Source organism: Paenibacillus sp. FSL R5-0623, assembly GCF_037974265.1.
Lineage (GTDB): Bacteria > Bacillota > Bacilli > Paenibacillales > Paenibacillaceae > Paenibacillus.
Genome location: NZ_CP150233.1, coordinates 1,430,625 through 1,452,665 on the forward strand (window position 1 = coordinate 1,430,625; position 22,041 = coordinate 1,452,665).

Genomic DNA, 22,041 nt, shown 5'->3' on the forward strand with positions numbered 1-22,041 from the left:
CATGAAACCAAAAGTATTGGTTGTTGGATCATCCTTGAAGGATATGGGTGGAATTGTGAGTGTCATCAAAAATATTGAGGATTCCTCCATCTCGGAAATGTATGCCATGCAGCGGGTCGAAACGTATATCACGGGCAGCGTGTTCTCACGGCTGCTTATTTTTATACGGGGATTCATTCAATTCTGGATGAAGCTGTATACGTTTAAGCCGGATATCGTGCATATTCATATGGCGAACAACGGGAGCTTTTATCGGAAGTCTATATTTCTGCTAACCGCACGAAAGCTTTTTCGAAAGTCAGTTATTCTGCATATTCATGCGGCCAGCTTTGATGATTTCTACAATCAATTTGCTCTGCAGCGTAAGTATTGTCACTACATTCTGAATCAGGCAGATAAGTTGATTGTCTTGTCCCAGACGTGGAAAGAATACTTTGCTACGATTGTGCCGGAGACAGCGATTGAAGTTCTTTATAACGGGGTCTTTGTCAAAGAACCGTTTGTGAGAGAACAACAAACAGCCGTTAATGCTCTTTTCATGGGCAGACTCGGTGAGCGAAAAGGAGTCTATGATCTGCTTCAGTCCATTCAGCAATTAAAGGCGCTAGGCGTTACAGCTACCTTTAATCTGGCAGGGGATGGCGAAGTCGAAGAAGTCAAAGCAATCGTGCAGCAGTATGGAATAGAGGATCGTGTCAATGTACTCGGCTGGATTAACGGAGAGCAAAAGGAAAAGCTGATGCGGGAAGCGGATCTACTGGTCCTGCCTTCTTATCATGAGGGATTACCTATGGCCATACTTGAAGCAATGAATTGTGGCTTGCCCATTATATCGACCACCGTCGGAGGCATCCCCGAAGTGATTACATCCGGTCATAATGGGCTGTTAATCGAGCCGGGAGATGTGCACGGGCTGACATCAGCGCTGGAATATCTCATCACGAATGAAGAGGTTAGAGCAAGAATGGGTTCACATAACAGAGAGATTATATCGGATAAATTCGATATGAATCTTCTCGTAGGCAGATTGTCAGGAATATATGATGCCCTTCAAGTGAAGGTATCCTAGTGAACAGGAAAAGGTGATGAAATGAACCCCTTGGTATCTTGCATCATTACGACCCATAACCGGGCCGAGTTATTGAAAAATGCGTTGAGAAGTGTACGGGAGCAAACACATCCGTATCTGGAGATTTTCATTGTGGATGATGGTTCAGAAGATCAGACGCCAGAGATCTGTCAGGCTTGGGCCCGGGAAGATTCACGGATTCGGTACATCCGTGTTCCGTATCCCAAAGGAGCCAACCATGCACGGAATGTAGGGATATCCCAAGCCAATGGCAAGTACACTGCCTTCCTGGATGATGATGATGAATGGATGCCTGACAAAATAAAAACCCAGGCGGAAGTGCTGGAACGAACACAGGAATCATTCACCTTCTGCAGCAAGTATCTCGCATACACGAATGAGCAGCATCAGGTGGTCAAACGGAAATTGTCGGTGGAACCTCGTGATGTTATTCGGTATGAGGATCTGCTTACATTCAACTGGATTGGGGAAACGTCCAAAATCATGGTACTTACCTCACTGGCCCGTGAAGTTCGATTCGATGAAAATCTGACATCCGCTCAGGATTATGACTTTTATCTGCGGATATTGAAACGAGGCTACATCGCCGTGAATGTGAAAGAACCGCTGGTGGATATCAACATCCATAGTGGTCCACGAATTTCAACCTCTACAACGGCCAAGTACAAGGGCCAACGCAAGATTATTTTGAAATACTACAATGATATGTCCAAGGAACAGAAGCGCCGTCAGTTACACCATTATCGAATGCTCGAATGGTCGAGAAATACACTTCGTAATAACGTTTATTTGAAAAAAGCATTATCGCTGTATCCTTGGTGGAAAGATTGGGTGCTGCTCAAGCGTAATACCAAAATCATGATGCAAGGATTTCTAATGAGATTTCATGCAAGGCGCGCAGTTGGAACGTATACAGAGGAACCTGTGCGAATGAAACTAAAGTAAGAGGTGTCTGGATGGAAAATCCGACGGTGTATATGCTGCCCAAGATGATTGAGAACAATAAATTCAATGAGCTGTTATCCGATTCCATTGAGAACAAGGGGTGGGAAGTGAAACAGTTTACCAAAAGAGATCTACTCAAACTGAAAAAAAATGATGTGCTGCATTTTCATTGGCCTAGCTTCTATTACAGAGGTTCTTCCGTGCTGACAACAGTGATCAAGTCCATTCTGTATGTATTGATGATTTGTTTTGCACGCTTGCGCGGGGCCAAATTGTTCTGGACGGTGCATAACATCTGGCCTCACAACAGTGGCAAGACGCGGTTTGATTATTGGATGAGAAAAATACTGGTCCAAAATTGCTCCAAGCTGATTGTCATGGGTAAACCCTTGATCTCGGAGATCTGTTCGACGTTTGGGATTGATTCCAGCCGGATCGAGGTTATTCCGCATGGACATTACAAGGGAGTGTATCAGGGTAAAGGCGTGAATATCCGCTCCCGGTTTGGCATCCCGGAGGAGAGTTATGTGTATGCGTTCTTCGGTCAGGTGTCGCCGTACAAGGGCGTGGATGATTTGCTGGAGGCATTCAAGGATCTGGATTCCGAACAAGCCCATCTGTTGATTGCTGGCAAAAAGGTAAAGGATTATGACCTTGGAGATGAATTTCTCAAGAGTGGACATATTCATACCCATTTTCATTTCATCGAAGATGATGAATATTCGGACTATTTTGATGCAGTCGATTCGATCATTCTTCCATACAAGCAAATTGCGACTTCAGGCAGTGCAATTCTGGCATTGACCTTCTGTAAACCGGTGGTGGCACCACGGATTGGCTTGTTGGAGGAATACCTGCCCGAAGATTGTGCCGTGCTCTACGAACCTTCCGATCCGGATGGATTGCTCAAGGCAATGAATATGATCCGGTTAAAACAATCGGAGTTTCAGGAAGGCAGTGGTTTTGTCAAAGCGTTGGAGCGGCTGGATTGGCCAGTGATTGCCCAAAGGACACTTACCCTGTACTCCAGTTAGTGCAGATGAACGGTGGACCTAATTGAAAAATATGGGGATGAAATGATGAAAGTAACCGTCGCGATCTGTACGTATAACCGTGCACAGGATGCGGTAGAGGCTATACGAAGTGCGATACAACAGAATTACGCAAGCAGCGACTATGAGATCATACTCATTGATAACAATTCGAAAGACAACACCCGGGAAATCGTGCTCCAAACCATTCTGCAGCATGAGAACCATTCGATCCGGTATGTGTTGGAAGAAAAGCAAGGCTTGTCTGTAGCCCGTAACCGGGCCATTCACGAGGCGCGCGGCGAGTATATCCTGTTCCTTGACGATGATGCCTTTGCTTGCAGGGATTGGATTCACCAGATCGTTAGTGTGTTTGAGATGAATGAAAATATCGGTTGTGTCGGTGGCAAGATTGATCCGATCTGGGAAGTACCTGAGCCAATGTGGATTCCACCGGAGAACAGGTCGCTGTTCACCATTCTGGATTTTGCAGATGAAGTCACTGAGATGAAAAGTCCTTATATTCCATTTGGCGCCAATGTGGCTTTTCGTTTATCCGTCTTTGATCAACTGGCTCCCTTCCGTGAAGATCTTGGAAGAGTGGGTAACAATCTCCTCTCCAGTGAAGAGAGTGAGTTGATTGCAAGAATACGGACAAAGTTCAAGGTATATTACACGCCGTATGGCGCGGTACAACATAAAGTAGCCAAAGAGCGAACGACAAAGAACTGGTTTCTACGCCGAATCTATTGGCAGGGTGTGAGTGATGCCATTCGTGATCAGGATCGTGGTGTTGTGCGTACGGCCAAACATGGCATCAAGCTTGCGCAGGGGATCACAACCTCACTGATCTACATTTATAATGCAGATCGGTTCACACGACAGCTTGCCAAAGTATGTTACCGAAACGGCATGATTGTTGGGTCGCTTCGTCAAAACAGTAAGGGATGAGGATCGCTATGGCGCAAGTTGCACTTCGCAAAGTATTCAGAGGAAACGGCTTAATGAGTGCCATATTTCAGACAAGTGGAACCAATCTGCTGGTCATGACACTGACGATGTTGTCTTCCATTTTGACGTCACGCATGTTCGGGGTAGAGGGAAAGGGCGCATTCTCGGCCATCCTGTTCTGGCCTGCGCTCTTAACCGGATTGGTCGGATTTGGACTACCCACTTCTATCATTTATAACATCAAACAGAGCGCAACCGAGAAGAGTGCGCAGTATGTTCGGTTAAGTTTTCTTTTTCAAGTTCCGGTGTGCATCATCATTGGTATTGTGGCCTGGTTTGGATTGCCTTTCTGGCTCTCCAGCTTTCCGCCGGAGGTCGTGCAGATATCCAGATGGTATACGATTGCTACCGTTCCTGTACTTATTGTCATCAATCTCATATCAGCGCTCTCGCAGAGTCGGGAGAAATTCGCTGTATATAATGGTATCCGGTTAATGATCCCCCTGTTTAATGTAGGCGGGCTTTTTGTGTTATGGGGCCTGGGCATGCTGAGCATTCAGCTCGCGGCTGCGATCTATTTTGTAACCAGCTTCTCCGTGGTGGCGTGGGCTATCTATGCGAACCGTAATGAATTAAGACTGAGATGGTTCAAGGATCGGGTGGACCAGAGTTCGGCCAAGAAACTTTTTGGTTATGGCAGCAGGGTGTATGGTGTTGAATTGTTAGGAACGCTGTATACCCAATTTGATAAAATCATTATTTTGGCTTTGCTCACCCCGCGTGATTTTGGACTGTATTCCGTCGTATTTGCGTTATCCCGAATCTACAATGCGGTTCAGACGGCGATTAGCAATGTTGTTTTTCCAAAAGTGACCGGATTGCCCCAAGAGCAGATTATTCGAACGGTCGGCAGAGCTTTCCGCATCTCGCTCATGGTTATGATGATCATTGTAATACCCACTATGTTTGTGGGGAACTACCTGATGGGTCTTCTGTTTGGCTCCGAATTTTTGGAAGCGAGCGTTGCGTTTTATATTTTGGCTGTGGAATGCATCATTGGTGGTGGCTCCTGGATTCTGGCATCCGCATTTAATGCACTGGGTCGGCCAGGGCTTGTGATGATAAGACAGCTCATTGCACTCTCGGTAACGGTGGCTTTGTTCTTTGTATTCACCCCGCTGTGGGGGCTCAACGGAATTGCAATTGCCTTATTGATCGGGTCCATTGTACGAATGGTGGTTACTGTGGCCGCGATGAAGATTGTATTTAAGGTGAAGTTTGCCGCTATGTTCTATGACAAGGAAGATCTAACGTTTCTCTATGAACGGTTAAATAAAAAAAGAAGAAGAGTTACCCAAGGAGGAGATGGAGATGCTGGGCACTAACAATATTCATCCAATGGAAGAGTTGAAGGGACATTTACGTCAGATTTTGAAGGTTATTCCACCGCGTACCGAAATCTATTATTTGGACTACCCGGTGCATAGCAACGGTGGAGACTTGTTGATTATGAAAGGTACTGAGGCTTTCTTCCGGGACAATGATATTCATGTACGTGCCAGATACAGCATTCTGGATTGCCCTTTATCCCTCAAGGTACCGGAAGGTATCACGATTGTGTTGCACGGGGGAGGTAACTTTGGTGATCTGTACCCTGCCCATCAGAAATTGAGAGAACGAATGATTGCCCAGCATCCGAATCACCGGATTGTCATTCTGCCACAGACGATGTTTTATAAGAGTGATATTGAATTGAAAAAGACAGCCCAAGTATTCAATCGTCATAAGGATGTACACTTTTTTGTCCGGGACACCTTATCTTATGAGATAGCCAGTAAAGAATTTCAACAAACCAATGTGTATCTATCTCCGGATATGGCGCATCAGTTGTGGCCTCTTAAGTCCAAGAGCAAGCCTACCGAAGAGATGTTGTATTTCTTCCGGAAAGACATTGAGAAAACTCAGAATCAGATGCATTACGAATCCGTCAGTGGACCTAAGGCCAAGTTTAAAGACTGGGAGACATTGTACAACCGGGTAGACCGGAAGATCATTCGCATGATTACATCCCGGTTAAAGTCAGGGAAAGGCAGCTCTTTTGCCCGCTGGTTGTGGTACAAATACTCTGATCGGATGGTACATACGGCCATTAAGGAATTCAATCAATACCAAACCATCACGACATCCCGTCTGCATGGACATATTCTGGCCTGTCTCCTGGATCAACCGAACATCCTGCTGGATAATTCATACGGCAAGAACTCGAATTATTATGCAGCTTGGACCAAGAGCAATCCGGCAGGCAGACTGGAATCCAATCAGACCAGCACATATAACAAGCCAACCGAGACCGGCAAGGGAGCAAGTACGGTTGTGTTGTCGGATGGTGCAGCCCTATGAGAAGCATTCTGTTATCCGGCGGTTCTGGTAAGCGTCTCTGGCCGTTATCCAACGATTCCAGATCCAAGCAATTTCTTAAAGTTCTTCATGGGCCAGAGGGAAATCCGGAATCCATGGTACAGCGGGTATGGCGACAGCTGAATCATGCCGGACTTGCATCAGAGGCGCTTATCGCGACAAGTTTGCCACAGGTGGAGATTCTGACTTCTCAGCTGGGAGACGATGTGAGACTGGTTGTGGAGCCTGAGCGCAGAGATACGTTCCCTGCCATTGCGCTGGCAGCCTCCTATCTGTATTCCGTAGAGAGTGTGAGTCTGAATGAGACGATTGCAGTGTTGCCTGTAGATCCCTTTGTTGAAAAAGAGTTCTTCGAAGTGCTGGCAACCTTGCCGGAAATACTTGATAAGTCTGGTGCTGATCTGGCCTTGATGGGGGTTGTGCCGACGCACCCGTCAGAGAAGTACGGATATATCATTCCGCAGCCCTTATCTTCCAATGAAAATAACAATGAATACGTGAATGTAGCGAAGTTCCAGGAGAAACCCTGCGAATCCGATGCGGTCCTCATGATTGAGCAGGCCGCATTATGGAATTGCGGGGTTTTTGCCTTTAAGCTGGGTTATTTGATTAATCTGCTCATTGAGATGGAATTGCCGATCCAGTATGACGAGATGCTGAAGCAATACGGAAGATTGAACAAGATCAGCTTTGATTACCAGGTTGTCGAGAAGGCAAATCAGATTATTGCCATTCCGTATAACGGTTTCTGGAAAGATCTAGGCACGTGGAACACACTCACGGAAGAGATGGGAAGCTCAGTTGTAGGAAAAGGGTGGATTACGGGAGATTCCCTGAATACCCACCTGATCAATGAATTGAACATCCCGGTTGCCATATTGGGATTGTCGGATGTGGTGGTCGCCGTGAGTCCGGATGGCATTCTGGTCAGTGACAAAGAAGCGAGCCCACGTATCAAGGAAATCTTGAAGAATGAGGATCAACGCCCCATGTATGAGGAGCGTAGGTGGGGTTGCTACCGGGTTCTGGATTACACAAGAAACGAAGCTGGCGGCGAGGTTCTCACCAAACGAATCTGCATCAGTGCCGGGAAAAACCTGAGTTATCAATACCATCTGCTTCGCAATGAGGTATGGACGGTTGTATCGGGAACAGGGGAATTGATTCTGGATGGACAGCGCCGAATGATCGGGCAGGGAGATACGGTGGTCATTGACCGGAGTATGCTTCATTCCGTCAGAGCCTTTACGGAACTGGAGATCATTGAAGTACAGATCGGCAGCCAGCTGATTGAGGAAGATATCGTTAGAGTGTCTACCGAATGGCAGGACATTGTTCAGACATATGTGAACCACGCGTAACCAACACATTAGAACATGGGGGAGATTATGGAATGAATATTACGGTGATTGGCACAGGGTATGTGGGTTTGGTATCGGGCGTATGTTTTTCGGAACTGGGAAATAACGTGATCTGTGTCGACAACAATGTGGAAAAAGTGAATATGTTATTGGACGGTCATGTTCCGATCTATGAACCGGGTCTGAAGGATATCATGAATGCCAATATGAAAGCAGGAAGGCTGTCCTTCACCACCAACATTCAGGATGCCATCAGTCGTTCGGATATCATCATTATCGCGGTCGGAACGCCATCCCTACCGAATGGCGAAGCGAATCTGAGCTTTATTGAGCTTGTCGCGCGAGAAATAGGTTCTTATATGGATAATTATAAAATAATAATGACTAAAAGCACTGTTCCTGTCGGAACGAACGATCGTATTCAGGAATGGATCAGCAGTTTGACGAATCATCCATTCGACATGGCATCGGTACCGGAGTTCTTGCGAGAAGGTACCGCTGTACAGGATACGCTCTATCCTGACCGGATAGTCATTGGGACACATAGTGAGCGGGCAGTCGCCACGTTGAAAGAGCTGCATCAGCCATTAACCGATCAGATTATTGTTACGGATATTCGCTCGGCCGAAATGATTAAATATGCATCCAACGCTTTCCTGGCAACCAAGATCTCATTTATCAACGAAATCTCTAACATCTGTGAAAAAGTAGGAGCAGATGTCAGCCGCGTTGCCGAAGGCATGGGCTATGACAGACGAATCGGTGCCTCCTTTCTCAAGGCAGGCATTGGTTACGGAGGTTCCTGTTTCCCTAAGGATACACAGGCTCTGATTCAAATTGCAGGTAATGTGGATTATGACTTCAAACTGCTGAAGTCCGTGGTGGAAGTGAACAAAGATCAACGCTTCAACGTCATTCGTAAACTGGAAGACGCACTGGGCTCACTCGAAGGGAAGGAGATTGCCATCTGGGGGCTTGCTTTCAAACCGGATACCGATGACGTTCGGGATGCTCCGGCGATTGAGATCATTCAGCGTTTGCTTGAGCAGGGGGCAGTGATTCGGGCGTATGACCCCATCGCTACCGAGAACTTCCGCAAAGAGGTGGATTCCCCATCCATTACGTGGGAAGAGCGTGCCATGAAAGCGGCGGAAGGTGCTGATGCACTCTGCGTTCTGACGGAATGGAAAGAATTCATGGAGGTTAATCTGACTGATTTGGCAGCACATATGAATCAACCCATCCTGATTGATGGAAGAAACATCTACGGAGAAGATCAGATTAAAGATACATCCTTCCAATACTACTCCGTTGGTCGTCCAGGTCTAACCAATATCGATGGTAGAAAAACAGCAGTCATCTAACGGAGGCCATAACATGAGACGCGGGATCAAAATAACATTAGGTGCCATTTCCCTTGTTGCAGTTGTTATGATTGGATATTCTGTGTACCTGTATTCGCATGTTAAATCAGCGGCGGATCAAATGTATGAACCCCGGGAACCCATCAAGCAGGTATCTATTGTCGACCAGCGCGGTGGGGGGGATTTCCCTGTGGACATGGAGAATGAAGAACCTTTTAATGCTTTGATCCTGGGTGTGGATGAACGTTCCAATGATCGGGGGCGCTCCGACACCATGATTGTATTAAGTGTTAATCCTGCGAAGCAATCCGCACTTATGTTTAACATCCCCCGAGATACCAGAACAAATATTGTTGGACACGGCACGGAGGATAAGATCAACCATGCATATGCTTTTGGGGGCGTTAACATGTCTGTGCAAACGGTGGAACAATTGCTTGACGTTCCCATACATTACTACATGAAAGTGAATATGGAGGGCTTTGCACAAGTCATCGACATGGTGGGTGGAGTGAATGTGAATAACCCGTTTGCATTTGACTATGAGGGTTACCGGTTCGAGCAAGGGAAGATTCATCTGGATGGTGAAGCGGCTTTGGGATTTTCGCGGATGCGTTATGATGATCCGAAGGGGGATCTCGGGCGGAATGACCGTCAGCGGGAGATCATTAAACAAGTGCTGAAGAATACAGTCCAGGTATCCAACGTGCTGCAACTGGAGACGTTGCTGGACGAAGTCAGTGCTCACGTCAGAACCGACGTTACCTTTGATGAGATGAAGCAGATGTTCTCCAATTATCGTTCGGTACTGGATCATATTGAATCCGTTGAGATTAAAGGCACGGGCAAGAAAATAGACGGAGTGTACTACTATATCGTGGAACAGTCGGAACGAGACAGGATACATCAGATGATTGAAGAACATTCAAAATGATCGGATAGGGCGGTGAACCAGATGCGTATCTCCAGACTAATGAAATTGTCCCTGATTGTGCTACTCATGTATATGCTCATGATACCGGCAAGTACAAATTATGTTCAATCAGCTCAAAACTATCAGTGGAATAATATACCTATTGGTGGTGGGGGGTACGTTACGGGGGTGGTCATTCATCCGACTGAGCCTGATCTGGTTTACGCTCGAACTGACGTTGGAGGAGCTTACCGACTGGATGTAACTTCAGGAGATTGGATTCCACTACTGGATCATTTTGGAGATGAGGACAGCAATCTGTACGGCGTGGATGGAATTGCGCTGGATCAGCAAAACCCCAATGTCGTGTATATCGCGGCAGGTAAGTACGGGAATGTAGGGCCGAGCGATATTTTGAAATCTACAGACCGAGGAGAAACCTGGAATCGAACCGGACTCAATCTTCGGAATGAATCGAATGGAAATATCCATCGAGCCATGGGAGAGAACATCGCGGTTAATCCCACGAACTCCAATTACCTGCACGTGGGTACACGATATGATGGATTGTACACTTCCAGTGATGGTGCAGCCACGTGGAGCAAGGTATGGGATGTACCTAGCGGGCTGTCCGGTGAGGGGATTCGGAGTGTAGCATATGGATTGAATCCCGTGACGAAGCAAGGCCAAGTTGTGTATGCGGGGGTTCGCGGCATTGGTGTGTATAGCAAAGCACCAAGAAGCAATGGGCAGACCACCTGGCAACTTACCGGGAGAAGCCCCGAATATCCTGCACGTATGACTGTGGCGAAGAACGGGACGTTGTATGTGACCACGGATAATCAGGGCGTATACAAGTTCAATGGTGTGCAGTGGACGAATATAACACCCAGCTCCAGTTACTCATCTTATTATGGAATCACGATTGATCCGAATAATGATAATCACATCCTGGCAGCCGTTCGAACAGGCGGAGATAATCTTCCGCTGTATCGTTCCGTTAATGGCGGGCTGAGTTGGACAACAGTGAGCAAAACGTTGGTATCCAAACCGTCCTGGTGGACACCCAACATGTTTTTCTCAGCAACATCCAGTATCAAGTTTGACCCGCATAATCCGGGCACCGTATACGCTACAGACTGGTTTGGCGTGTACAAGACCGAAAATATCAATGGTACCAATGGATTGACTGGTAGTACAGCGAGTACTTGGGAAGCTATCACCGATGGACATGAAGAAGTCGTCGCACTCACGGCCTCCACACCACCTCAGGGTGTTTCATTCTTTAGTGGTTTAACGGATCAGGTCGGATTTAGACATGAAAATGTAACCGATGTTCCTATTAATAAAATCCCACTCTCAGGTATGCGAGAAATTGTGAGTATTGACTATCATGAAGCAAATCCGAATTACATGATATTTCTGGGAAGCAGTGACTGGTATGGTACGACCACACGATTATTTGTCTCTTCCAATAACGGAGTTACCGTAACTCCAATGAATGTTCCGGCTGGCTCCAAGCTGGGGAGGGTCGCCTACTCGGCCATTAATCCGAATGTAATTGTTTATTACCCCCAGACCGGTAATCCGGTCAGAAGCACGAATCGTGGCGCAACCTGGCAAAATATGAACGGTGCCCCTTTTCAGGCTATCGGGGGGAATATGGTCTTCGCCTATAATCATCCACTGGCTGCCGATCGCATCAATGGATATAAATTTTATATGTATGCTGCTGGTTATCTGTATCGCTCAACGGATGCAGGTGCCAACTGGTCCAAAGCCAATGCGGTTCGCCTTCCTGTTAATACGGATATCAATACGAGCTCCATTAAAGTCGAGGCTGCACCTGGTGTGGCGAATGCCGTATGGGTAAGTTTGGGAACTGATGGATTATATGCATCGACGAACTCGGGAAATACATTTTCCAAGATCCAGAGCGTACAGAATTCCAAATTATTTGCCTTTGGAAAGGCTCAGCCAGGCAAATTGGTTCCAGCCGTCTATGTATATGGGACCGTAAATAATGTGAATGGATTCTTCCGTTCAGATGATATGGGGGTAACCTGGAACAATATAGGTCCTTTAGGTGCTGGAATTGGGCTTGGTAATGAACCGCAAATTATGGCGGCAGACCGTCAAATCTATGGTCAGGTATATGTAGGTACGAATGGCAGAGGAATGTATGTAGGTTCATTAGAATAAAGAAAGAGATATGAAAGTGGTGATGAATCATATGATGGAGGAGGGTTCCGGGCGCACGAGACAAAGGCATGTTCGAAGAACGTATGGATTTCTCATAGCTCTGTTGCTGATTGTGATCTGGATTCTGGTCATCTGGTCCATGTCGACCCAATCCTCTCAGCAGCAGGACATTCAGCCCTGGCTTCATAAATGGTCCCAGAAAGTGCAGATTGGCTTCGTACTTCCTGATATTCAATTCACATATGGGGAGTATGAGTATTCACTAAAGCAAAGGCCGTATGATTTTGCAGAGTTCATCTTTCGCAAAAGTGCTCATCTATTTGTATACGCTGTGCTCGCCATTCTTGTTTATGGCGGGCTGCGATACAGGAGAATCCGCATCATGACTTGTATTGTAGCTGCTCTGGCTGTGGTACTTATCATCGCATCCATTGATGAGTATATTCAGCAGTTCAGCCCGAATCGGACAAGCTCGATACGTGATGTTGGATTGGACTTGCTTGGGGGTTGCTGTGGGATTGCCGTATATGCATGGCTTCTGTCCATCACCCGCAGGATCAGAAAGGGAAGGTGTGATTCAGTTCACGATAAGTGATTTCCCAGGAAATGCTGCCTTCAGAACCCGCTTCTAGCTTCTACTTGTCTGCTAACCATCATAAGTATGGAGTAGGACAAGGAGGACTGGACATGCTGCGAAGAAGGAACCGGAATGCTTTGCTCAAAAAGATCGGCTTCATCGCGATCATTGTATTATTGCTGTGGTTGATTGCCAGAACCATTCCGTATTTGTTTCAGGGAGATACAACGGATGAAGCTGCTGCTGTTGCCGAAGAGTTCTACAAATATGAGCAGACGGGTGACTTCGGCAGTTCATGGGAACTTTTTCATCCCCTGATGAAAGAGCGGTTTCCCAAGAGTGCTTACGTACAGAACAGAGCACATATATTTATGCAGCACTTTGGCGTGGAAACGTTTGAGTTGGAGATGGAGAAGCCGGAGCGCGAGTTCGATGTAACCGTGATCGATGGCGTTAAGCCATTTTCTGAAGCCTACCGAATTCGGGTCACCCAGAAGTACTCAGGTACCTTTGGCCAATTCGATATTGTGCAGACCTGTTATCTGGTAGAGGATGGCGATGAGTGGACCTTACTCTGGTATTATCCAAATCAGAAAAATGAGGATACCTCGCAGGTCGACAATAGTGACTGATCAAGAAATAATATTAACCCATACATTGAACCGAATTGTATCATTTACCTAACATCTGGCTCCATAAATGCGAGACTTTTGTCGCATTTATGGAGCTTTTTTTGTATTTTGCTTGTTTTCATGGCTTTGAAGCCTTGACATTAGTCCCGGTGTCAAGTAAATTACGAGATAGATACAAAATGTATCAATTTTCAGCGTCTAACGACAAATAACAAGGACTTCTAAGCTCCTTGTGAGGGGAAGGAATATCATTGATCGAAACGGGCCGCTTTTACTGTGTCAGTTGTGGGATGATTGTGTCGGTCACTAGAAGCTCTGTCGAAATGAAGGAAGAGGGCAATGGAGGCAATCACGTATTTCGCACCGGATTCTACCGGAGTGAAATGCCGCTTGGATGCTGTGAAGCGTGTGTAGTTGAAGCGAAACGTCAGGGGAAATCCCAGTTTGCGGGACAATATACTAAAGATTATGATACACTATGTTCATATGAGAAACGGGCATGAATGATGTGCTCGTCCATGAAGGAGGGGATTGAATGCAGCAGGAGCCGGTCGTCCGGATTCAGGGCGTCAGCAAAATCATATCCTCCCGATCATTGGTCAGCGACCTGACTCTGGATATTTCTCCGGGGCAGGTTTTTGGTTTTTTAGGACCTAATGGCGCGGGGAAAACAACAACGATTCGGATGATGGTTGGACTGATGTCCATCAGTAAAGGTGACATTTTCATCTCGGGACACAGTGTGAAGAATGAATTTGAACAGGCGGTAGCCCAGGTAGGAGCTATTGTAGAAAATCCGGAAATGTACAAGTTTCTGACCGGGTACCAGAATCTCGTTCACTTTGCCCGCATGTCGCCGGGAGTTACGAAAGAACGTATTGCGGAAACGATTGAGCGTGTGGGGCTTACGGCCCGTATTCACGATAAGGTCAAAACCTATTCACTGGGCATGCGCCAGCGTCTGGGGGTCGCGCAAGCGATATTACATAAACCGAAGCTGCTTGTACTGGATGAGCCAACCAATGGTTTGGACCCACAGGGTATACGGGAACTGAGAGATTATTTGCGTCAGCTCACCCAAGAGGAAGGCATTACGGTCTTTGTATCCAGTCATTTATTGTCGGAGATGGAGCTGATGTGTGATACGGTGGCCATCATCCAGAACGGCAAGTTGATCGATGTAAGAAACCTTCGGGTTGAAGCTGGTTCGGATGCATTAATCGAAGTTGCTTTTGAGCTGAATGATGCTGACCGCGCTGCGGATCTGATTCAGGGTGCTGTCGTGCAGGGCAATGTCCTGGTGATGCGGGTGTCTCGTGAGCAGATTCCGGATATCAATGCCAAGCTGGTTAGCGAAGGGTTTCAGGTATACGGTATTCGTAACGTGACTCACACCCTGGAAGAACAATTCTTGCAAGTCACTGGGGGTGGAGGAATTGGGTAGTTTTGGTAATCTGATATTGAATGAGAATATGAAAATTTTCCGTCGTCCCCGTACCTGGATCATGTTAGCGATTCTGGCGCTGATCTCGCTATTAATGCCAGTGTTACTGCGAGAAGGCATGGGGTCCAATGAAGTTTTGTACTGGGAAGCGGCTGTAACGACCATCCAGATTACGTTTTTCCTGAACACGATCTTCTGTGTCGTGATTGCAGCGGAATCAGTCGCGGGCGAATTTACCTGGGGAACCATTAAGTTATTGCTGATCCGTCCATGGTCACGAAGCAAAGTTCTTGCTTCCAAATATCTGACCGTCGTTGGCTTCAGTATTGTCAGTACATTGCTGATCATCGCGATGGCCATGCTAACGTCTTATATCCTTTTCTCGCATGATGCTCCGGGAGGAAGCAGTAGTCCGGCTACGAATGCTCTGACGTTATGGGGATATTTGTACGTTGATCTGTTCATTACGCTTGCGATTGCTTTTATGGTGTCCTCCGTATTTCGTTCAGGTGCACTTGCGATTGGATTATCCCTGTTCATTATGTTCTCACAGAGTATCTTTTCGCTCATATTCAATCCGGTCCGTTATGAGTGGGCAAAGTATGTTCTATTCAACAACATGGATCTGAGCAAATACATGACCTCCGGGGCGGATTCTGCGCTAATGGGTGGCCCGAGTGCAGGAATGACACTAGGTTTCTCCATTGCAGTCCTGGCGGTGTATTACGTTATTTTTATGGTGATTTCCTGGGTTGTATTCAGCAAAAGAGATGTGGCAGGCTAACGCCTGCTTCTTTTTTTTGCTCCAATGCTGTTTTGAAAAGAAAAAAAGGGTATATTCAGCATCGGCTGTGGCATGACTGTCATTTAAGGGTACTTATAAATGACTAGATATACATATGAACGCTCCAGTCAATTTGGCAGAGCAGCGCATGGAGGGATCACGTTTCTTGATAAATAACAAGTTCTACCGCATATGCACAGCGATAATTCTGTTGCTGCTCATCGTGTATCTGGGGGAAAAAGTGAACTTTATTTTCAGCCCCCTGACCTCACTGATTCACATCATCATCATTCCGCTGCTGATTGCTGGTTTCTTCTATTATCTGCTGCGCCCGCTCGTCGATTATATGGAAAGGCATAAGATCAAACGTGCATTGTCAGTTCTGATTATTTATGTCGTAATTGCATTAATACTTGCAGGTTTTAGTGTGCTTGTATGGCCTTCCCTGCGTGAACAATTGATGAATTTTGTGGAGAATGCTCCAGCGTTGGTTACTTCACTCAGCGATCAGTTGAATGCACTTGAAAAGAGCAATTTTGTATCCAGATACCTGCCTGATGATTCCAATCTATTCTCACGATTATCCGATGTTCTGAGCCAAGGGATCACGCAGGTAACCGATTATGTCTCCGGGTTATTCTCCGTGGTATCCAATCTGGTTATTATTCTGGCAACGTTCCCGATCATGTTGTATTACATGCTCAAGGAAGGCAGCAAGTTTGGAACGAATCTAACTTTATTGCTGCCAAGACATTATCGGAAGGATGGGGAAGAAACCGTCCATGAGATCGATGAAGCGCTAAGCAACTATATTGTTGGCCGGGTTATTGTTAATGTAGCCCTGGGGATTCTGATGTACATCGGTTTTCTCATCTTAGGTTTGCCTTACGCATTGCTGCTGACTGTTGTATCCATTATTCTGAACTTCATCCCTTATGTGGGTGCTTTGCTGGCAGCTATTCCGGTTGTCATTGTCGCGTTTATCGAATCACCTTCGATGGCGATCTGGTCACTGGTCATCATTGTAATCGCACAGCAAATCCAGGATAACCTGATCTCACCTTACGTCTATGGCAAGCAGCTCGATATTCATCCACTGACTACCGTTATCCTTTTGCTCGTGGGTGCTGACCTGGGAAATATCTTGGGTATGATCATCGTAATTCCTCTATATATGATTCTGAAAATTATAGTTCGCAAAATCCATTATCGGATTGTTGAAGATAAGACTGAACTCTGAATGGAATTTGAAAATAACTTTGTCATGTGCTCGACTAATGTTTGTTATTGAATCACATCCATAAGCTCAACAGGATAAGCCGCATATCAATGGTGAAGGGTCAGCTAAGTTTGCCCTCGCCAGTGATATGCGGCTTTTTTTCATACATATTGCTCACTCATGTTATATCTGTTATACTTGATATATAACAGATAACAAAAAGAAGGTGAACCTTTGATTATTCAACTGGATATGCAATCCGAACTTCCCATCTATTCGCAACTTGTTTATCAAATTATTGAAGGCATTGCTAGTGGTGAGTTACAGCTAGGTGAGGCGTTACCTTCGGTTCGGAATTTGGCCGCAGATATCGGTGTTAACCTTCACACCGTCAACAAGGCTTATACCCTACTCAAGCAAGATGGATACATTCTGGTTCATAGACAAAAGGGAGTTGTAGTGAACCCTGATGGAATGCCTGGTTTAACAGATGATTTTTTGAAAAAGCAGCAAAGAGAATTAAGACCGATTATTGCAGAAGCGATCTGTCGCGGAATGACCAAAGAGGAACTATCTGCAGTGTTAGACCAAATGTATGATGATGTGAAGATGGGTCACAACAAAGAATAAAGAATCAAGGGAGTGTGTTATGTATGCAACTATTTAGTATATTGCCTATCATTTTAATCTTTGCTCCATTAGCCTTACTGCTATCCTTTGCACCTTATGTGACAAGGGAAACAATCAGCTTTGGGGTTACGGTAAGTCAATATAATTACTACACACCAGTCTTACGTAAGCTCCGGAGAACGTTTGCTACAGTAAGTCTGATCGGAAACGGGTTGATTATTCTTACCTGTCTGTATATACTCCGATCTGCCAATGAAGAGTCTATCACAATGATCACCGGTGTTTGCACAATGATATTCATTGTGTACTGGGCCGCACTACACATATTATTTCATTTCAAGATGAAAAAGATCAAAGAAACACTTACAACTGTAGAAGTACCTCAAAGGGTTAAAATCGATACCACCTTCCGCCAAAATAAACTCACCTATTCCAACTATTGGTTTCTCGTTCACATAGCTATTATTGTAGCCATTGCGATCATTACAATCTTGAATTATAACGCACTACCTAACGTCATTCCGATGAAATATGATCTTCAGGGCAATGTCACTTCCAGTGTGCCCAAAACCTACCTTTCAGTATTGGCTATTAACCTTGTACAGCTAGGAATCATTGCACTGATGATGTTGGTGAACTGGAGTATTAAATCAAGCAAACAACAGCTTACTCCATCTAATCCTGCCCAATTTGCTGCTGATCATATCCGATTCCGCCGTAAGTGGTCCCTATTTACGATCATAACAGGCTTGCTTCTTACCATCTTATTTGCCTTCATTCAGATAAATATGTTCGTCCCTAATCTGGTCTTGTTAACAGCTATTAGCCTCATCACTCCTGTGGTGATCGTGTTAGGTGTTGTATGGCTGTCTCTCACAGGCAGACAAGGCGGTGGGAAAATTCGTAATCAACAAGAGGATCACAAACGATCTAAGGAGCAGCCTGTGAATGACGATGATTATTGGAAACTTGGTTTTATTTACTTCAATCCCAAAGATCCTTCTTTTACCGTAGAAAAACGTTATGGAATAGGTTGGACGATTAACTTCGCTCGTCCACTATCTTGGGTCCTGTTGTTATTCATCATTGCTATTGTTGTTATAAGTATAGTTCTGAGCCAATAAATGCTCATAGATCTATGCATATGATAGATAAAATGATTGGGAGGAGTTATTACAATGAACAATTGGAAAAAGCTATTACTTTCTCTTACTTTCGTAGGTCTCATCCTTCCGGTGACATCCATCTCAGAAGCTGCTGAAAAATCCGCTGGTAGTGAAAATCTTGTTCCTATTCGTGAGATTGCAGAACAGAATGGGGCAGAGGTATCTTGGCAACAAAAAACAGGAGAAATCACAATACGAAAAAGTGAGCTTACGATTGTAGTTAAGGTAGGAGAGAAACAGGCGATGGTGAATGGGCAAGCCATATCCTTAAACAATCCTGTTCAGTTAACGAAAGGAGTTACCTATATGGATGGGGCATTTCTTTCCGAGACGCTGAAGGTAGCACCTGAGGATATATTCATTTCCCTTATTAGTGAGGGCGATGGCAAGGAGGCTGCCAAGTATGTTCATACCTCTGTGAGTGGAGTGTTATCACCCACGTTGTTGAGTCAGCTGTGGGGAGCTTTAGAAGGACAAAATGGCAAAATTACAAGTGAAGCCATAGCTAAGCATGTAGAAAATAATACAGTGCATCGCAATGTTACCTATACGTTCAAAACAGAGCTGACTCGTATAAATATTACGGTCAGAATGAATCATAACGGACTTGTAGATGATTTGCATATTGCCGCCGCTACGCCAGATGTGTATCAAAAACCAAGCTACGACGACCCATCTGCCTATACAGAACAAGCCATTACGGTTGGTCAGGGTGATTTGGCTTTGCCAGGGACATTAACTTTGCCCAAGGGAGAGGGACCTTTCCCGGTTGTTATTCTGGTACACGGATCTGGGCCTAATAATCAAGATGCTGCCATTGGTGGTGCAAAGCCGTTTCGCGATCTTGCGGTAGGTTTAGCTTCACAAGGAGTTGCTGTATTAAGATACGATAAGGTCACGTATGAGCATACCTATAAGGTGGCTTCACAGCCTAAATTCACATTAAAACAAGAGAGCGTAGATCAGGTGAATGATGCAGTGGAATTCCTTAAAAAGAATGCACATATTGATTCTACAGCGATTTTTGTAGCTGGACATAGTCAAGGCGGTTTTGCAATGCCATTAATCATTGCTGAGGATAAACAACATGATATTGCCGGAAGTATTCTACTTGCTGCACCAAGTAGTAGCTTTGTGGATGTGCTTACCGAGCAACAGGACGAATTGGTAGAGCGGATGAAGAAGCTTGGTTTAGACACGGAGATGATTCAAGGACAAGCTGATTTTTATAAAAATGTGGCTGCGATGGTTAAAGATCCAAAATATTCTGTAGATCATCTTCCTGAGGCGTTTCCACTTCAACCTGCTTATTGGTGGTTTGAGCAGAGAGATTATGTGCCTGCGGAACTGGCTAAAACACAAAATACACCTATGCTTGTTATACAAGGCGAAAATGATGTGCAAGTGTCTATGGATCAATTTCAAACCTGGAAATCGTCTCTTCAAGGTCATTCCAATGTAACGTACAATAGCTATCCAAAGGTAAATCATCTTTTATCCAGCTATGATGGACCTTCAATCGGTCAAGAGTACGCTGAGCCATCAAATGTCTCCAAAGCCATTATCGATGATATTGCAAAGTGGGTATTAAAATCAAACTAAAAATTGGGAGTTCCATTCTTGGTTGAATGATAAATTGGAGAAGTGACGGATGGGGCGAGATATAGAAAAGGAGCACTTACCGATATAGGCAAGTGCTCCTTTTCTTTTTTACAAATTTGCTTTATTTAGACCAATTGGACTCTTTCTCGTCTTCATCGGTATAATCAGACATGGTCAGTGGTTCCTTGGGAACAACGGCCACTTTGTAGAACCGATTTTTGTCTTTTTCCAGCAAAACAAAGATTAGATTCTCGAACTCATATTCTTCCTGTTCGTTCATCTCGGGACGATGGCTGTAGAGCCATCCTCCAATGGTATCCCACTCATCTGCATCCAGGCTGGACATAAACATGTCATTCACCTTTGATAAGGAAACCTTACCATCCATAATGACATAGTTCTCATTGATGACTTGAATATCTTCCACTTCGTCTGCGTCGAACTCGTCGCGAATCTCACCAACAATCTGCTCAAGCACATCCTCGATGGTTACAATTCCGGAAGTTCCGCCATATTCATCGACCAGCACGGCGATATGTACGCCATCCTTCTGCATTTTCTTGAGCAAGTCCTTCACAGGAGTTGTTTCGTGAACAGCCGATACAGGCTGGATCAGGGAGGATAGATCGACAGGTTCATCGTTTCCGTAAAGTTCCAGGAAGAATTGTTTCGTATTAATGATACCGATGATATCGTCTTTACTCTCATTAACTACCGGAAAACGGGTATATTGTTCCTCACGAATGATCTCCAGGTTTTCCTCATTCGTTCTATTCACATAAAGGCAGACCATATCGGTCCGGGGTACCATGATTTCTTTGGCTAACATCTCATCAAAGGCAAAGATCCGGCTTACATAACCGAACTCGGCTTGGTTGATTTTACCACTTTCAAAGCTTTCATTAATAATGATCTGCAACTCTTCTTCGGAGTGTGCATCTTCATGCTCGGAAGCAGGTTTGATTCCGAACAGTTTCACCAGTTGGTTCGCTGAGCCGTTTAACAGCCAGATAAAAGGATACATAATTCGGTTAAACCAGATGATAGGTGTAGACGTCAGCAGTGCAACAGTCTCGGCTTTCCGGATTGCAATCGTTTTTGGAGCGAGTTCACCAACCACAACATGCAGATACGTGATGGAAGCAAACGCGATAACAAACGATAAGAATGAAGAAACCGCCTCAGGAATTTGCAAGCTTTCAAACACAGGGTGGAGAATCTTCTCTACCGTCGGTTCACCCAGCCAGCCCAGTCCCAGAGATGTGATCGTGATTCCAAGCTGGCAGGCAGACAAATATCCGTCCAGATTGGCAACGGCTTGTTTAACAGCCAGCGCACGCTTGTTTCCTTCTGCAATCATTTGGTCGATCCGGCTCGGTCGAACCCGCACCAGAGCGAATTCCACTGCAACAAAAAACGCCGAAAGTCCTATCAAAAAAGCAACCAATACTAAATTTAACGCATACCTCTCACTGTCCATTCACTGCTCTTCTCCTTTAGGTAATAAGTTTTTAACGATTATTATATCTAATTTTACGTAAGAAGACCACCTCCTGACAAAGAAATGAGGAAGAGTCTGGAAGGTGGAATGAGCAGATTGGCGTCACAAAGCGAATCTGCTCCATCATTAAACTGATATGTAGAAGGTAACACAGTCAGAATATACAATGAACAAAGTAGAAATTTGAATTTCCAGAATCAAGTATTCCGTC

20 protein-coding genes are annotated in these 22,041 nt (G+C 45.3%); 19 read left to right on the plus strand and 1 reads right to left on the minus strand.

Annotation, left to right across the window (positions count from 1 at the left end; translation table 11 throughout):
- Nucleotide 1: 1 nt before the first annotated feature.
- The 19 genes from MKY92_RS06395 to MKY92_RS06485 all read left to right on the plus strand — a co-directional run bounded on the left by MKY92_RS06395 (nt 2) and on the right by MKY92_RS06485 (nt 20,329).
- Nucleotides 2–1,069, plus strand: a complete 1,068-nt coding sequence (locus tag MKY92_RS06395) for a glycosyltransferase family 4 protein (protein ID WP_339299754.1) — start codon at nt 2–4, stop codon at nt 1,067–1,069.
- A 21-nt stretch (nt 1,070–1,090) separates the two neighbouring features.
- Complete coding sequence (locus MKY92_RS06400; protein ID WP_339299756.1) at nt 1,091–2,035, plus strand: glycosyltransferase family 2 protein; 945 nt, start codon at nt 1,091–1,093, stop codon at nt 2,033–2,035.
- A gap of 11 nt (nt 2,036–2,046) precedes the next feature.
- Nucleotides 2,047–3,069, plus strand: a complete 1,023-nt coding sequence (locus MKY92_RS06405; protein ID WP_339299758.1) for a glycosyltransferase — start codon at nt 2,047–2,049, stop codon at nt 3,067–3,069.
- Nucleotides 3,070–3,111: 42 nt separating this feature from the next.
- Nucleotides 3,112–4,017 (plus strand): glycosyltransferase, encoded by a 906-nt coding sequence (locus MKY92_RS06410; protein WP_307414603.1) that lies wholly within the window; start codon nt 3,112–3,114, stop codon nt 4,015–4,017.
- 8 nt (nt 4,018–4,025) lie between these two features.
- Nucleotides 4,026–5,402: an oligosaccharide flippase family protein gene (locus tag MKY92_RS06415; protein ID WP_036668918.1), complete on the plus strand. Its 1,377-nt coding sequence runs from the start codon at nt 4,026–4,028 to the stop codon at nt 5,400–5,402.
- Complete coding sequence (locus MKY92_RS06420) at nt 5,389–6,417, plus strand: polysaccharide pyruvyl transferase family protein (protein ID WP_339299760.1); 1,029 nt, start codon at nt 5,389–5,391, stop codon at nt 6,415–6,417. The genes MKY92_RS06415 and MKY92_RS06420 overlap by 14 nt, the downstream gene beginning before the upstream one ends.
- On the plus strand, nt 6,414–7,796 hold the full coding sequence (locus MKY92_RS06425) for a sugar phosphate nucleotidyltransferase (protein ID WP_339299762.1): 1,383 nt from the start codon (nt 6,414–6,416) through the stop codon (nt 7,794–7,796). The genes MKY92_RS06420 and MKY92_RS06425 overlap by 4 nt, the downstream gene beginning before the upstream one ends.
- A 32-nt stretch (nt 7,797–7,828) precedes the next feature.
- Nucleotides 7,829–9,160 (plus strand): UDP-glucose/GDP-mannose dehydrogenase family protein, encoded by a 1,332-nt coding sequence (locus MKY92_RS06430; RefSeq protein ID WP_339299763.1) that lies wholly within the window; start codon nt 7,829–7,831, stop codon nt 9,158–9,160.
- Between the two features lie 13 nt (nt 9,161–9,173).
- Nucleotides 9,174–10,094, plus strand: coding sequence for an LCP family protein (locus MKY92_RS06435; RefSeq protein WP_221819122.1), 921 nt, complete (start codon nt 9,174–9,176; stop codon nt 10,092–10,094).
- Nucleotides 10,095–10,115: 21 nt separating this feature from the next.
- The gene (locus MKY92_RS06440) at nt 10,116–12,275 is read left to right on the plus strand and encodes a hypothetical protein (protein WP_339299765.1); all 2,160 of its coding nucleotides are present in this window, start codon (nt 10,116–10,118) and stop codon (nt 12,273–12,275) included.
- Nucleotides 12,276–12,285: 10 nt separating this feature from the next.
- On the plus strand, nt 12,286–12,870 hold the full coding sequence (locus MKY92_RS06445; RefSeq protein WP_339299766.1) for a VanZ family protein: 585 nt from the start codon (nt 12,286–12,288) through the stop codon (nt 12,868–12,870).
- Between the two features lie 92 nt (nt 12,871–12,962).
- Nucleotides 12,963–13,484 (plus strand): hypothetical protein, encoded by a 522-nt coding sequence (locus tag MKY92_RS06450; protein ID WP_339299768.1) that lies wholly within the window; start codon nt 12,963–12,965, stop codon nt 13,482–13,484.
- A 323-nt stretch (nt 13,485–13,807) separates the two neighbouring features.
- Nucleotides 13,808–13,987 (plus strand): hypothetical protein, encoded by a 180-nt coding sequence (locus MKY92_RS06455; RefSeq protein WP_036611302.1) that lies wholly within the window; start codon nt 13,808–13,810, stop codon nt 13,985–13,987.
- A gap of 32 nt (nt 13,988–14,019) precedes the next feature.
- Entirely contained in the window at nt 14,020–14,928 is a 909-nt protein-coding gene (locus tag MKY92_RS06460) for an ABC transporter ATP-binding protein (protein WP_339299770.1), read from the plus strand.
- Entirely contained in the window at nt 14,921–15,712 is a 792-nt protein-coding gene (locus MKY92_RS06465) for a DUF2705 family protein (RefSeq protein ID WP_339301716.1), read from the plus strand. The genes MKY92_RS06460 and MKY92_RS06465 overlap by 8 nt, the downstream gene beginning before the upstream one ends.
- Nucleotides 15,713–15,878: 166 nt before the next feature.
- Nucleotides 15,879–16,952, plus strand: a complete 1,074-nt coding sequence (locus MKY92_RS06470) for an AI-2E family transporter (RefSeq protein ID WP_339299772.1) — start codon at nt 15,879–15,881, stop codon at nt 16,950–16,952.
- Nucleotides 16,953–17,165: 213 nt separating this feature from the next.
- Entirely contained in the window at nt 17,166–17,561 is a 396-nt protein-coding gene (locus MKY92_RS06475) for a GntR family transcriptional regulator (protein WP_036611299.1), read from the plus strand.
- 23 nt (nt 17,562–17,584) lie between these two features.
- A complete protein-coding gene (locus tag MKY92_RS06480) occupies nt 17,585–18,685 on the plus strand; it encodes a DUF5808 domain-containing protein (RefSeq protein ID WP_339299774.1) in 1,101 nt (366 codons plus the stop codon).
- A gap of 54 nt (nt 18,686–18,739) precedes the next feature.
- On the plus strand, nt 18,740–20,329 hold the full coding sequence (locus tag MKY92_RS06485; RefSeq protein WP_339299776.1) for an alpha/beta fold hydrolase: 1,590 nt from the start codon (nt 18,740–18,742) through the stop codon (nt 20,327–20,329).
- Nucleotides 20,330–20,450: 121 nt separating this feature from the next.
- Here the strand turns inward: MKY92_RS06485 and MKY92_RS06490 are convergent, their stop codons facing one another.
- Nucleotides 20,451–21,809, minus strand: coding sequence for a hemolysin family protein (locus MKY92_RS06490; protein WP_253506293.1), 1,359 nt, complete (start codon nt 21,807–21,809; stop codon nt 20,451–20,453).
- Between the last annotated feature and the right edge of the window lie 232 nt (nt 21,810–22,041).

What these genes read in the sequence shown, in the direction of transcription:
- MKY92_RS06395 (WP_339299754.1), top strand. Translation starts at nt 2, where the DNA reads ATGAAACCAAAAGTATTGGTTGTTGGATCATCCTTGAAGGATATGGGT.
- MKY92_RS06400 (WP_339299756.1), top strand. Translation starts at nt 1,091, where the DNA reads ATGAACCCCTTGGTATCTTGCATCATTACGACCCATAACCGGGCCGAG.
- MKY92_RS06405 (WP_339299758.1), top strand. Translation starts at nt 2,047, where the DNA reads ATGGAAAATCCGACGGTGTATATGCTGCCCAAGATGATTGAGAACAAT.
- MKY92_RS06410 (WP_307414603.1), top strand. Translation starts at nt 3,112, where the DNA reads ATGATGAAAGTAACCGTCGCGATCTGTACGTATAACCGTGCACAGGAT.
- MKY92_RS06415 (WP_036668918.1), top strand. Translation starts at nt 4,026, where the DNA reads ATGGCGCAAGTTGCACTTCGCAAAGTATTCAGAGGAAACGGCTTAATG.
- MKY92_RS06420 (WP_339299760.1), top strand. Translation starts at nt 5,389, where the DNA reads ATGCTGGGCACTAACAATATTCATCCAATGGAAGAGTTGAAGGGACAT.
- MKY92_RS06425 (WP_339299762.1), top strand. Translation starts at nt 6,414, where the DNA reads ATGAGAAGCATTCTGTTATCCGGCGGTTCTGGTAAGCGTCTCTGGCCG.
- MKY92_RS06430 (WP_339299763.1), top strand. Translation starts at nt 7,829, where the DNA reads ATGAATATTACGGTGATTGGCACAGGGTATGTGGGTTTGGTATCGGGC.
- MKY92_RS06435 (WP_221819122.1), top strand. Translation starts at nt 9,174, where the DNA reads ATGAGACGCGGGATCAAAATAACATTAGGTGCCATTTCCCTTGTTGCA.
- MKY92_RS06440 (WP_339299765.1), top strand. Translation starts at nt 10,116, where the DNA reads ATGCGTATCTCCAGACTAATGAAATTGTCCCTGATTGTGCTACTCATG.
- MKY92_RS06445 (WP_339299766.1), top strand. Translation starts at nt 12,286, where the DNA reads ATGAAAGTGGTGATGAATCATATGATGGAGGAGGGTTCCGGGCGCACG.
- MKY92_RS06450 (WP_339299768.1), top strand. Translation starts at nt 12,963, where the DNA reads ATGCTGCGAAGAAGGAACCGGAATGCTTTGCTCAAAAAGATCGGCTTC.
- MKY92_RS06455 (WP_036611302.1), top strand. Translation starts at nt 13,808, where the DNA reads ATGAAGGAAGAGGGCAATGGAGGCAATCACGTATTTCGCACCGGATTC.
- MKY92_RS06460 (WP_339299770.1), top strand. Translation starts at nt 14,020, where the DNA reads ATGCAGCAGGAGCCGGTCGTCCGGATTCAGGGCGTCAGCAAAATCATA.
- MKY92_RS06480 (WP_339299774.1), top strand. Translation starts at nt 17,585, where the DNA reads ATGCAACTATTTAGTATATTGCCTATCATTTTAATCTTTGCTCCATTA.
- MKY92_RS06485 (WP_339299776.1), top strand. Translation starts at nt 18,740, where the DNA reads ATGAACAATTGGAAAAAGCTATTACTTTCTCTTACTTTCGTAGGTCTC.
- MKY92_RS06490 (WP_253506293.1), bottom strand. Translation starts at nt 21,809, where the DNA reads ATGGACAGTGAGAGGTATGCGTTAAATTTAGTATTGGTTGCTTTTTTG.